Below are 13,035 nucleotides of genomic sequence, written 5' to 3' on the forward strand. Positions count from 1 at the left end.
TTCTTTCCGGCTTCTTGCTAAAGTTGCCGAAATACCGGCATGCGGCCCACGCCCTCCTATGCAGTAGAAGAGAACATGAAAAACGTTTCTGATTCACCGGCAGCCACTGCCGTAGCAGCCCACGAAGAATGTGTCGAACTCGTGGCGAAGGCCACGATTCCCACGCGTTACGGCGTATTTGAGTCGCATGTGTATCGGGTGAAAAGCACGGGCGCCGAGCATTTGACGCTTGTCATGGGCGATGTCAGCCACGGCGAATCCGTGCTGTGCCGGCTGCATTCCGAATGTGTCACGGGCGATGTATTCGGCTCGTATCGCTGTGATTGCGGTGAGCAACTCGATCTCGCGATGCGTTATATAGCGGCTGAAAACCGCGGCATCCTGCTGTATCTGCGTGGCCATGAAGGGCGCGGCATCGGGCTGGCGAACAAGATCCGCGCGTATGCGCTGCAAGAGCAGGGTTACGACACGGTCGACGCCAACCTGCATCTGGGCTTGCCCGACGACGCGCGAGAATACGACTCGGCCGCGGCTATCCTGCGCGCGCTCGACGTGCGGTCGGTGCGTTTGATGAGCAACAATCCGTCGAAGTTCGACACCTTGCTCAAGCACGATATCCCGGTCTGCGAACGGGTGGCGCTGGCCATTCCCGTGCGTGAGGAAAACGAGCGCTACATCAAGACGAAGCAGGTCCGCTTCGGCCACTACTTTGATGAAAACGAGTAGCTGACTGTGGGAGCGTATCGGATATCCGGTCTCAGGTTGCGTCGTGGAAAATGATGCCGACCGTATGCCTGTGCCCCGATCTCAGCCGGCTTACGCCATGCCTGAGATTCACGCGATAAGCCCCGCGCGTTCCGTTCACCGGCCGGTTATGCACGGCAAAAATCACGGCGTCCCCTTGTGCCAGCGGCACGACTTCGGCCCGCGACTGCATGCGCGGCCGCTGCTCGGTCATCACGAACTCTCCGCCTGTAAAGTCGCGTCCCGGCGCGGACAGCAAGATGGCAAGCTGAAGCGGAAACACCTGCTCGCCGTACAGGTCCTGATGCAGGCAGTTGTAGTCGCCTTGCGCGTATTGGAGGATCAGCGGTGTGGGCCGAAGCTGTCCGGCCGCATGGCATCGATCGATAAAATCGGCATGGTCCGGCGGATAACGCGTGTCAATACGCATGATCTCGTTCCACCGGTTCGCGATTCCCACGAGATGCGGATAAACACTCTCCCGCAAGGCGCCGATCACCTCAGGCAGCGGATAAGCGTAGTACTTGTACTCGCCGCGCCCGAAGCCGTGGCGCGCCATGACCACGCGGCTCCGGTACAACGCGTCGCGCGCATAAAGCGCTCTCAACGCGTCACATTCCGCGGGCGTGAGCAGATGTTCGACCGTCGCGCAGCCGAATCCATCCAGTTCTTCTTCCACCGCATGCCAGTCGATGGCGTTCACGCGCGCTTCAATATTTGTCGCCAGGGCATCCATTAGCCGCTTCTCCAATCCAGGTTCAATGATCCCGGTCAGTGTCCGCCGCCCCGTGTTTTAAAACACTCCGGATGTTGCGGTCATATTGGCGACCTGAAATCATTTGATCACTACATCGAAAGCTAAGCGTAATAACGGCCTGTGCAGGTTCCTTTGGCATCGATTTTCGGGCGATACGCCTGCGCACTGAAACGCAGCAACGCCGAGCAGGTTGTGCTGGCGGAAGACGACGCACAAGCGATAGACGCCTTCTTCAGGCCTGCCCGTTCGCGGCTTAATGCTGCACCGGCGGTGACTGCACGGCGGCGGTCTCACGCGATGCCGCGTCGCGCAGGCGGATGATCGTCTGGCGCGATGTGCTGAGTGCCCGTGCGATTGCTGTCACGGTGCTGCCTGCGGCCAGCGCCTTCAGCGCTTGCTGCCGCTGTGAGTCGGACAACGAGGCGGGACGTCCCTGATGCGTGCCGTCCTTCTTGGCAATGGCGGCCGCGTCGAGTGCGCGGGCGCGTTTGGCGTCGTGCTCCAGTCCTGCGGCAAGCTGGAGCATGCGGATCGGCGAGCCTGTGCCGCTTGCGCAAAGATCGCCCTTGCCCGCGTCGAGGCAGATGACGTGCGCCCCTTTGGCCGCCAGCGCGGTGAGCGTCGACACGGCGTCGCTGATGCTGCTTCCCAGGTAACCAAGGCGCGCGACTACCAGTGTGTCGCGAGGCTTGATGCGGCGGATGGCCCGCTGCAGCGCGATCCGGGACGCGGCGTTCACCGCATGACTGCAATGATCGACCAGCACGCAACCCATGTCGACCAGGAAACCGGCCGCGTCGATCTGGAACAGGTCGTTGTCGCGGCTGTCCTGATTGCCTGCAGTATTGATGTACACGATAAGGGTCACGAGGCGTGCTCCGATAATGCCTTGCATGGCCCGCCGGCAGCGCCGCGGCGGCGCCGGCCAACGGCTGCGGCTTGATCCATGTTAGCAAACTGGCGGGCGATGCGCGTCACGCGGAGCGCATCCGCGCGGCCGCTTGAGTGGACCGGCCTTGTGGTTTTTGCATGGAGAAAGGAAAGCCCAAGGAACCGGTCGGGCCCGACCGGCGAACGAGGCGATTGACGAAAGAGGATCCGGTGTATGCCCGAACGCATATAAACGAGTTTATGAGGAGGCATCCTGTTTGCTCAGCTATATTACGAATGCATCAGCGAAACACGGCGGAGCAGGAATGACCGGTCGATGCCAGGAAATCGCCTGAAGCCAATCTGCCGGTGCTCCTACCTCAAGCCTGAATTCCAAAGAACCGGGCGAGGACGCGCAAAAAGCGCAGGCAAAGCCCGCGCAGTGCGGCCGTTTGCCGGAGCGCCCGACGACCCGGGCCGTCGAATATGGAGCGTGCACACGTACGAGACACACTAAAAAAGTGGCTGCACGTCCGCAAGAAATGTCACGTGAATATAATGAGCGCCGCCTGAGCCCCGCAGATAGAAACCGGGTGATCCGATACCCCCGCGCAGCACGCGGATGAGTGGGCTGCACGCCACTTCGCCCGGCCGCTGTTAAGAGCGTTTGTTCGAACGCGTAGTGGTATCTTTAATCCATCGAAGCACCCCGAACCGAGGGCCCTGGAGTGAGCGAAACTACAACATCAACGGTGCCGCCGACAGGAGAAGACGCGCCGGGCGTGGTTCATCGCTCGAGTTCGCTGGATTTCCCTGTTGTTGGGATTGGCGCGTCCGCAGGAGGCGTCCAGGCGCTGCTGCGCTTCTTCGAGAACGCGCCGTCCGACATGGGCATGGCGTTTGTCGTGGTCCTGCACTTGTCGGCGAAGCATGTCAGCAGTGCGGACAAGGTGCTGCAGAACGTGACCCGCATGCGCGTGTCGCAAGTCAGCGGGCCCACACAGATAGAAGCGAACCACGTCTACGTCATCGCGCCGGGCAAGAGCCTGACGATGGCGGATGGTTACCTGAACGCGCGCAACGCGGAGCCCACGGTGGGCCGGCCGGTCACTATCGACCGGTTTTTCCGGAGCCTGGCCGACGCGCATGGCCAGCGCGCGATGTGCATCGTGATGTCGGGCACGGGCAGCGACGGCGCGGTCGGCATTGCCAGCGTGAAGGAGAAGGGCGGCGTGACGCTCGCGCAGGAACCGAATGACGCCGAATACGCGGAGATGCCGCAGAACGCGATCCTGACGGACCAGGTTGACCTGGTGCTGCCCGTGGTGGAAATGCCGCAACGGCTGCTGGACATATGGAACAACGCCAAGCGTATCGCCTTGCCCGAACTGGACGCGGCGACGCTGGGTCCGAACGACCGGGCCGACCGCCGGAGTGAAGCCGAACTTGCGTTGCAGTCCATTTTGTCGACGTTGCGCGCCCGCACCGGCCACGACTTCCGTTTCTACAAGCGGGCGACCATGTTGCGCCGGATCGAACGGCGCCTGCAGGTCAACGGCGTACCGGACCTCATTGCCTACCGCGACCTGCTGCGGGATAACCCGCGCGAAACCTCCGCCTTGCTCAAGGACATGCTGATTGGCGTGACCAGCTTTTTCCGCGACCGGGAAGCGTTCGAGTCGCTCGAACGCGGTGTGCTGCCGACCTTGTTCCACAACAGGGCCGACGGCGACCAGGTTCGCGCGTGGGTCGCGGGATGCTCGTCGGGCGAGGAAGCCTATTCGCTTGCCATGCTCCTGTGCGAGCAGCGCGATGCGTTGCATTCCTCGGCCAATATCCAGGTGTTCGCGACCGATATCGACGAAAGCGCCGTCGCGCGCGCGCGGGCCGGACTGTACCCCGAGTCGATCATGACCGATGTTCGCCCCTCTACGCTGCGGCAATTTTTTGTCAAGACCGACTCACGCTACGAGGTTGTGAAAAGCGTGCGCGAGAAGATTTTGTTCGCCATGCATAACGTGCTGCGTGACCCTCCGTTCTCGCGGCTCGACCTGGTTTCCTGCCGCAATCTCCTGATCTATCTCGATCGCGGCGTGCAAAACCAGGTGCTCGAGATGTTCCACTACGCGCTATACCCCAACGGGTACCTGTTCCTCGGCAGCTCCGAGTCGGCGGACTCTGTGGAAGAACTGTTTTCCGTGGTCGACAAGAAGAACCGGATCTACCGGGCGAAAGCGGCGAAGCTGCCCAACCGCCCGGCGTTGGCGTCCCCATCGCTGCTGATGCAAGGACGTTATACGCACGACGAAGAGGTGGGGTCCGCGTTGCTCCCGGGGCGCCGCAATTTTTCGTTCAGTGCGTTGCACCAGCGCGTGCTCGAGCAATATGCGCCGCCCAGCGTGATCGTGAACCGCGATTCGAAGATCGTGCATATGTCGGACAACGCGGGACGTTTCCTGCGGTATGTCGGCGGCGAACCTTCGAGCAACATGATTGCCGTCGTGCTGCCCGAGTTGCGGCTCGACCTGCGTACCGCGCTATTCCAGGCCGCGCAGACGGGCAATAGCGTGGAGGCCCGGCGCGTCAAGTTGCAGCGCGACGGCCGCCCGTCATATGTCAACATGACCGTGCGCCCGTTCCATGACGCCGCCGCCGACGCCGACTTCCTCCTTGTCCTGTTCGACGAGGTCCAGGAAGCGATGACGGAGAGCAGGCCCACCGTGGAGCATCAGACGGGTAGTGACACCGTGATGCAGCAGCTTGAACAAGAGCTGCATTCGAGCAAGGAGCAACTGCAGACCACGATCGAGCAGTACGAGACGTCGACGGAAGAGCTGAAGGCGTCGAATGAAGAACTGCAGGCGATCAACGAGGAGTTGAGATCGGCGACGGAGGAGCTCGAAACCAGCAAGGAAGAGTTGCAGTCGGTGAACGAGGAACTCATCACCGTCAACGCGGAACTGCAGGCGAAGATCGAGGAAACCGGCAAGGCCAATGATGACCTGCAGAACCTGATCACTTCTACGGACATTGCCACTATCTTCGTCGATCGCGCGATGTGCATCAAACGCTATACGCCGAATGCGGCCACGGTGTTCAACCTGATCGGCGCGGATGTCGGGCGCTCGCTGTTCGACATCACGCACCGGCTGGCCTATCCCGAACTGGCGGACGACGTGAGCGCGACGTTCCAGTCGTTGCGCCTGACCGAGCGCGAGGTCGCAACCTCGGACGGCCGCTGGTTCCTCGCGCGCGTGCTGCCTTACCGGACGGCGGACGACCGCATTGACGGCGCGGTGCTCAGCCTGGTTGAAACCACGGCGCGCCGCCGCGCGGAGGCGAACGTGCGGGCGAGCGAGGAGCGCCTGAGACTCGCGGCGCAGACAACGAACGACTTCGCGATCATCGTGCAGGACTCCGAGGGCCGCATCGTCAGCTGGAATGCCGGCGCCGAGCGCGTCTTCGGTTATACGGCGGAGGAAGCGATCGGGCAGAACATCGACGTGATCTTTTCAACGGAGGATCAGGACGCGCGCACGGCGGCGCACGAACGCGAGGCCGCGCAACGCGAAGGCCGTGCCGACGACGATCGCTGGCATGTCGCAAAGGGCGGCCGCAAGGTGTATTGCAGCGGCGTGGTGACGCCGTTGTCGGATCCGAGATTCACTGGCTACGCGAAGATCGTGAGGGACCTCACGGACCGCAAGACACAAGAAGACGCGCGTCAGTCGCAACTCGCGGAGGAACGTGCGGTGAGGGCACAAGCGGAGGCGGCAAACCGGCTCAAGGATGATTTCCTGGCCGTGCTGTCGCATGAATTGAAGCACCCGCTCAACCTGATTCACGTGAAGGCGGAGATGTTGCCGCGCATCCCCGAGGCGCGCGGCGTACCGGCGATCCAGCTCGCGGCGGACGCGATCCAGCGGGCCGTGCTCGGCCAGGCGAAGATCATTGACGACCTGCTGGACCTGTCGCGCGTGCGCACCGGCAAACTGGCGCTGAATCTGGCGATGGGCGACATCGCGGCCATGCTTCGGACCATCGCCGATGCAATCGAGGCGGACGCGGCATCAAGGGGCATTGAGCTGTCGTTCGAAGGTCTGGACGAACCGGTGTGGACCAAGGTGGACCCCGTACGCTTCGACCAGATCATCTGGAACCTGCTGAGCAACGCGCTGAAGTTTACGCCGCGCGGCGGCTCGGTTTCCGTTCGCCTTACTTGCGAGGAAGACGAGGTGCGCATCGATGTCACCGATACCGGGTTGGGGATCGAAGCGTCGCTGTTGCCGCATATCTTCGAGATGTTCTCCCAGGGAAGCGAAGCCCGCCGCAAGACTGGCGGCGGCATGGGCATTGGCCTCGCGCTCGTCAAGCAACTCGTGGAGATGCATGCGGGCAGCGTGCTCGCCCATTCGGACGGAGTGGGCCGCGGCACGCGCATGAGCGTCTGGCTGCCGCTGGTCGACGGCCGTCTCACAGGGGAGCATGCGCCGGAAGAGCGCAGCGGATCGCTGGCGGGCGTACGTTTGCTGGTGGTCGACGACGACTCTGAAACCGCCGGCGCATTCGCGGCTTTGCTGCAACTCGAAGGCGCGCTGGTCGCTACCGCGCGCGACGGCGAGGATGCACTCGTGCTGCTCGAGCGCAACCACGTGGACCTGCTGGTCTGCGACATCAGCATGCCCGGCATGGACGGCTACGAACTCATGCGCCAGGTGCGGGCGAATCCGCGGTTGGCGCAGCTGCCCGCCATTGCATTGACAGGCTATACCGTGGGCACCGACGACCAGCGTGCACGCGCGTCCGGCTTCGACCTGACGCTGACCAAGCCGGTTTCCCTTGACGCGCTGATTGCCGCCGCCGAGCAGGTGTTCTTCTGGCGCGGCGCGCATGGCGGCACGCATGGACATGGCTGACCGGTGATGGTTAATGGGTGATGGCTGCCGGCTTGAAGCGGCGTACTTTGACGCGCCGCTTTCAGCCCGTTGCCCGACCCAGCAACGTGCGGCAATGACGTGCAATCTGCCGCTCTTCCTGCGTCTCGATCACGTCGAACTGGACATCGAGAAATTCGAGCCCATCGCAAATGCGTTCACGCACGCTCGCAGCGTGCTCGCCAATCCCGCCGGTGAACACCACCCGGTCGAGACCGCCCATCAACGCGGCATACGCGCCGATGGTCTTGCGTACAGAAGTACAGAAGATATCGATGGCAAGTTCCGCGTCCGCGTCGTTGCGTTGCAGAAGCGCTTGCATGTCGTCGTTGGAACCGGAAATGCCCTTCAGGCCGCTTTCGTGATTGATCAGGTGTTCGAGTGCGTCGGCGTTGAGTGAGCCGGTGCGCATCAGATAGACCAGCACACCGGGGTCCAGGTCACCCGTGCGTGTCGCCATGGGAATGCCGCCGGTCGGCGTGAGACCCATGCTTGTATCGATCGAGTGGCCATCGCGAATCGCGCACAGGCTTGCACCGCTGCCGAGATGCGCGACCACAAGGCGTGCCGGAAGGTCATTGCCGAGCGAAGAGACGATCGACTCGTACGACAGGCCGTGGAAGCCGTATCGGACCACCCCTTCGTCAGAGTAGTGTTTCGGCAGCGCGAGATGCGTGGCACGCGCGGGCATGGTCCGGTGGAACGCGGTGTCGAGGCAGGCGTAATGCGGCACGTCATGGAATATCTGCTGTGCCAGATCCAGCAGCTCCAGCGCTTGCGGCAGATGCAAGGGCGCGAATTGCACCGCATCGCGCAAGGTCTGTTTCACCTCGGGCGTGATCAGCGCATGGTCGGTCAGATGGGGACCGCCATGCACCACCCGATGCCCCACCGCGGCCAGCGGCTGGTCCAGATGCTCGTGCAGCGCGTCGGCCACGCGCTGCAACGCGTCGTGCTGCGACTCCATCACGTGGTTTTGCGTGACATCGATCGCACCATCCGACGAACGCATGGTCAGCGAGCCGTCCTCGCGGCCAATGCCCTTCGCGCTGCCGGTCAGCCACGGCGTTTCGTCGCCGCTGTACGGCGGTGTGCCTGGGGTTTTGCCTGGCAGATACACGCCAAATTTAAGCGACGACGAACCGCTGTTGAGCACCAGGATACCCAGGGTCATGGTCTTCAGCCTTTCCAAACCCAGTTACGGATTTCATCGCGGTCAATGCCTTCCGCGTGGGCGTGAGCAATGCTCTCGTTGATCTGGTCCTTGAGCCAGTTCTTCGTATGAGCGCCGGTATCGCGAAGCTGCGGCACACGATCGATTACATCGATACACAGTGAATAGCGGTCGACCTGGTTGATGATGGCGAGCTCGAACGGCGTATTGATGTTGCCGCGCTCGCGATAACCATGCACGTGCATGTTCTCGTGGTTCGTGCGGTTATACGTGAGCTTGTGCACGAGCGACGGATACGAGTGGAAGTTGAAGATGACCGGCTTCTCGCGCGAGAACAGGGAATCGAAATCGCGACCGGACAAACCGTGCGGATGGTCGGTGTCGGGCATCAGCCGGAACAGGTCCACCACGTTGACGAAGCGGATCTTCAGGTCCGGGAAACGTTCCTTCAGTATCTCGACGGCGGCGAGGGACTCCATGGTCGCGATGTCGCCGGCACAGGCCATCACCACGTCCGGTTCGCTGTTCTGGTCCGTCGACGCCCAGTCCCAGATGCCGATGCCCTTGGTGCAATGCGCGAGCGCCGCGTCCATGTCGAGGTACTGCAAGTGCGGCTGCTTGTCCGCGACAATCACGTTGACGTAGTCGCGCGAACGCAGGCAATGATCCATCACGCTCAGCAGGCAGTTCGCGTCGGGCGGCAGGTAGATGCGCACGACTTCGGGGCTCTTGTTCGTCACGACGTCGAGGAAACCCGGGTCCTGGTGGGTGAAACCATTGTGATCCTGACGCCATACCAGCGACGTGATCAACAGGTTCACCGACGGCACCGGCGCGCGCCAGTCGAGTTCTTTCTTCGCCTTTTCCAGCCACTTGGCATGCTGGTTGAACATGGAATCGATCACATGCACGAAGGCTTCATAGGTCGCGAGCAGGCCGTGCCGGCCCGTGAGCACGTAACCTTCAAACCAGCCTTCCAGCGTGTGCTCGCTGAGCATTTCCATCACACGGCCTTCAGGCGATAACGCGCCGCCGTCGCTGTCTTCGGGCTTGATCTCCGCGATCCAGCGTTTGCCCGACGCTTCATATACGCCATCGAGTTTGTTGCTGGCGGTTTCATCGGGACCGAACAGCTTGAAGGTGCTCATGTTGCGCGTGATGACGTCGCGCAGCCAGATGGCGAGCACCGCGGTGGGCGACTGATACGTGCCGGCGGGATCCTTGACGTCGAACGCGTACTCGCGGATGTCGGGCAGGTCCAGCGAGCGCCGCAGCCGGCCGCCGTTCGCGTGCGGATTGGCGCTGATGCGGCGCTCGCCCTTCGGCGCAATCGCACGAAGTTCCTCGATCAGCGTGCCGTTCTCGTCGAAGAGCTCTTCGGGTTTGTAGCTGCGCATCCACGCTTCCACGATCTTCAGGCTCTTCGCGCTGGTCACCGGATCGAGTACCGGCACCTGGTGCGCGCGCCAGAAATCCTCGACCTTGTGACCGTCGACTTCCTTCGGACCGGTCCAGCCTTTCGGTGAACGCAGGACGATCATCGGCCAGCGCGGACGCGTGGTGTCACCCGTCGAACGCGCATGAGCCTGGATCGCGTGAATCTCGCCGATGCAGGTCTCCAGCGTCTCGGCCATCAGTTGATGCATGACGGCGGGATCGTGGCCCGACACGAAGTGCGGCTTGTATCCGTAACCGGTCATCAGCGCTTCAAGTTCTTCTTGCGGAATGCGCGCGAGGATAGTCGGGTTCGCGATCTTGTAGCCGTTCAAGTGCAGGATGGGCAGCACTGCGCCGTCCACCACCGGGTTCAGGAACTTGTTCGAATGCCACGAGGTGGCGAGCGGGCCGGTCTCGGCTTCGCCGTCGCCTACTACCACTGCCACGATCAGGTCGGGGTTATCGAATGCCGCGCCGAATCCGTGCGAGAGGCTGTAGCCCAACTCGCCGCCTTCGTGGATGGACCCCGGCGTTTCAGGGGTGCAATGCGAACCAATGCCCCCTGGCGATGAGAACGAACGGAACAGGCGCAGCATGCCGGTTTCGTCGGCGCTGCGATCCGGATAGACCTCGGAGTAATACCCTTCGAGGTAAGAGTTCGACAAGGTTGCGGGGGCACCATGTCCCGGCCCGGAGACATACATGACGTTGAGGTCGTCCCTCATGATCAGGCGGTTCAGGTGCACCCAGGTGAACGACTGACCGGGGTCCGAACCCCAATGTCCGAGCAGGCGCTGCTTGATGTGTTCCGCCTTGAGCGGTTCGCGCAGCAGCGGGTTGGCGCGTAAATAGATCATGCCTACCGACAGATAATTGCAGGCGCGCCAGTAGGCGTCGATCTTGCGTAATTCGTCGGGGGAAAGGGGGAGGGAGCGGGAAGTTGCCTGTGTGTCCATATCGTGTCCGTTGTATCCGGTGGTTGGAAGGCGGTGTCACTCGATTCGGCGGGTCACTTTCGCGGGTCACTTTCGCGGGTCACTATCGCTAAGGCATTCAGGCGCTGGGGCGTAGTGTATTGTGCCGCGTGCGGCGGGATCACGGTCAGTCACAACCATGACATGGATCAATGGCACTGCTATGACCGGCGGTTTTTGCGCGGGGATGTTGCATGCACGAGCGGGTTGAAGCCCGCGGGCGGCGCTGTCTTGCGCGCGGTTTTAACGGCTCGTTTGCCCCTACGGCCGCCGGACAGCTGGTTGATCAGATCGCTGCCGGCTTCATCTTCGGGCGGGTCGTCAGGCTCCTCGGGTTCGTCGTGCTCTGCAGCACCGACACCACCAATATGACCGGTCACCGCGAAAAATTCCTTCGATGCGTTGCGTAAGGTTCGTCCCGGCATCATGGTCATGGCGACCACCTCGTGCAGTGATTTATTGTCGACAGTACGAAGCCGGGGCGGGGTGTTCCAGTCGATTGCGCTGTTGGCAAAACCGGCTATGACGCGTTGTAGCACTGCTGGCGAAAGCACGCCGCTGTCGTAGAGACCGATCAGTGTAGCTTCGGCGGCCGCGAACAATCCGTTTGCAGGGGTGGCACGTTTCGCCATCGGTTTTGCGAGGAGGGTAGTGGCGGGTTTGGTAGCAAGCCGCGTTCCACTGCTCTCACCCGGCGATCATGGCTTGCGGCCGAACGCTTCGCGCAGGCGCTTCTTGGCGTTATCCAAGGTCGTACGACGCGACTTCGGCAAGTTTCGCCCGGCCCGATTGATATAGAAATTCAGCATCGACATGGCGGACTGGAACGGCGTGCCCTTGCGCCGGTTGCTGCGCGTCGATGACTTCTTCAGCGAATCAGCGATCTCCTGCGCGCTGCCCTCCTTGAATATCTCATGCTCGATATCCATTGCATCGCTCGTTTCCATCACGTGATGTGACCAGCGGCTGGGGTTCGAATGTTGCTTTGGTTTTGCGCGCGCATGCTTTTGACGCGTGGTGTTGCGCTTGCCGCTGTTCGTGCTCTTGCCCTTGCTTTTGCTGCTCTTCGATGCGGTCGCCATGTCGCTCACCCGTCGGTCGTTTTCCAGCCAGCCTCCAGCAAAAAACGGGCCGCCGAGGGCGGACATCGCGCGATGCGTGAATGGCGTTCTGCTTGTTTTTTTGCCGTGGGCGAAGTGCCGCTCAGGCCGCGATCCGGTCCAGCGACGCCGACCCGTCCCGTACGGATTGAAGAATGAGCGCTGCGAGTTGCTGCACGGGCGGCGTGGGCGTGGCCGACGCGCGCACAAGTGACAGTGCCAGGGACGGCAGCGCGGGCAACCCCAGCTCGTGGCCGTCGAACGCGCTCACGGACGCGGGCAGACCATAGCGCGTGCGCACGGTGAGTCCAAGGCCTGCCGCAGCGGCGGCCCACAGGCCCGAGAGGCTCGGACTCGTGAACGCCACCCGCCAACGGATATTCGCGCGATCGAGCGCTTCGGTGGCGGCGCTGAAAAACAGGCAAGCGCGGTCGAACGCGACCAGCGGCAACGGTTCTGCCGCATCGGGACGCCACGGCAAGGTCGACGAACCGATCCAGCACATGGCAGGCTCAGCGATCATCTCGTGGCGGTCGCCGCCTGGAAGTTCATAGCCCGCTGAAACCGAATCGTCCCAGATCAGGGCAAGGTCGAGGTCGTTTGAATCGATCCGGCCGAGCAGTTCAACATTGCGCGCGACCCGCGCTTCGATCCGCACTTTCGGATGCGCGCGCGAGAACCGGCCCAGGATGTCGGGCAGCATGACTTCGCCGAAATCCTCCTGCAGCCCGAGCCGGATCCAGCCTTCGAGGTCGGGGCCGCGCACGGCGACGGCGGCTTCGTCGTTGAGATCGACCAGCCGCCGCGCGAACCGCAGCATGGTTTCGCCTGCCTCGGTCAGCGCCAGGTTGCGCCCGGCTTTCTTAAACAGCGGCGCACCCGACTGCTCCTCCAGTTTCTTGATTTGCGCGCTGACGGCCGAGGTCGAGCGCCCGACGCGGTCTGCCGCCTTCGCGAAACTTCCCAGCTCCATGCCGACCACGAAGGTCCGCAACGACGCGACATCGAAATTGGTCTGCGACATGGCTAATAGTCCTGTTTCGTC

General features: G+C 62.4%; 9 protein-coding genes. 2 read left to right on the forward strand and 7 right to left on the reverse strand.

Translation table 11 applies throughout. The features are described 5' to 3' along the window. Positions 1-75: 75 nt before the first annotated feature. Entirely contained in the window at positions 76-726 is a 651-nt protein-coding gene (ribA, locus tag AWB69_RS20270; protein WP_062087988.1) for a GTP cyclohydrolase II, read from the forward strand. A gap of 31 nt (positions 727-757) precedes the next feature. On the opposite strand, the gene AWB69_RS20275 is transcribed toward ribA, so the two are convergent. Continuing rightward, entirely contained in the window at positions 758-1,480 is a 723-nt protein-coding gene (locus AWB69_RS20275; RefSeq protein ID WP_062087990.1) for a 2OG-Fe(II) oxygenase, read from the reverse strand. 274 nt (positions 1,481-1,754) lie between these two features. Next, complete coding sequence (locus AWB69_RS20280; protein ID WP_197500284.1) at positions 1,755-2,369, reverse strand: recombinase family protein; 615 nt, start codon at positions 2,367-2,369, stop codon at positions 1,755-1,757. Between the two features lie 754 nt (positions 2,370-3,123). Here AWB69_RS20280 and AWB69_RS20285 point away from each other — a divergent pair. Further along, a complete protein-coding gene (locus tag AWB69_RS20285; protein ID WP_062087994.1) occupies positions 3,124-7,287 on the forward strand; it encodes a CheR family methyltransferase in 4,164 nt (1,387 codons plus the stop codon). 61 nt (positions 7,288-7,348) lie between these two features. On the opposite strand, the gene AWB69_RS20290 is transcribed toward AWB69_RS20285, so the two are convergent. The 5 genes from AWB69_RS20290 to AWB69_RS20310 all read right to left on the reverse strand — a co-directional run bounded on the left by AWB69_RS20290 (position 7,349) and on the right by AWB69_RS20310 (position 13,014). Beyond that, complete coding sequence (locus AWB69_RS20290; protein WP_062087996.1) at positions 7,349-8,479, reverse strand: acetate/propionate family kinase; 1,131 nt, start codon at positions 8,477-8,479, stop codon at positions 7,349-7,351. Positions 8,480-8,484: 5 nt separating this feature from the next. Then, positions 8,485-10,872 (reverse strand): phosphoketolase family protein, encoded by a 2,388-nt coding sequence (locus AWB69_RS20295; protein WP_062087997.1) that lies wholly within the window; start codon positions 10,870-10,872, stop codon positions 8,485-8,487. A 179-nt stretch (positions 10,873-11,051) separates the two neighbouring features. Next, entirely contained in the window at positions 11,052-11,522 is a 471-nt protein-coding gene (locus tag AWB69_RS20300) for a hypothetical protein (RefSeq protein ID WP_062087998.1), read from the reverse strand. A 66-nt stretch (positions 11,523-11,588) separates the two neighbouring features. After that, the gene (locus tag AWB69_RS20305) at positions 11,589-11,972 is read right to left on the reverse strand and encodes a DUF3175 domain-containing protein (protein ID WP_062088098.1); all 384 of its coding nucleotides are present in this window, start codon (positions 11,970-11,972) and stop codon (positions 11,589-11,591) included. A gap of 121 nt (positions 11,973-12,093) precedes the next feature. Further along, complete coding sequence (locus tag AWB69_RS20310; RefSeq protein WP_062087999.1) at positions 12,094-13,014, reverse strand: LysR substrate-binding domain-containing protein; 921 nt, start codon at positions 13,012-13,014, stop codon at positions 12,094-12,096. Positions 13,015-13,035 lie beyond the last annotated feature (21 nt).

The sequence above is a fragment of the Caballeronia udeis genome, assembly GCF_001544555.2.
GTDB classification, from domain to species: Bacteria; Pseudomonadota; Gammaproteobacteria; order Burkholderiales; family Burkholderiaceae; genus Caballeronia; species Caballeronia udeis.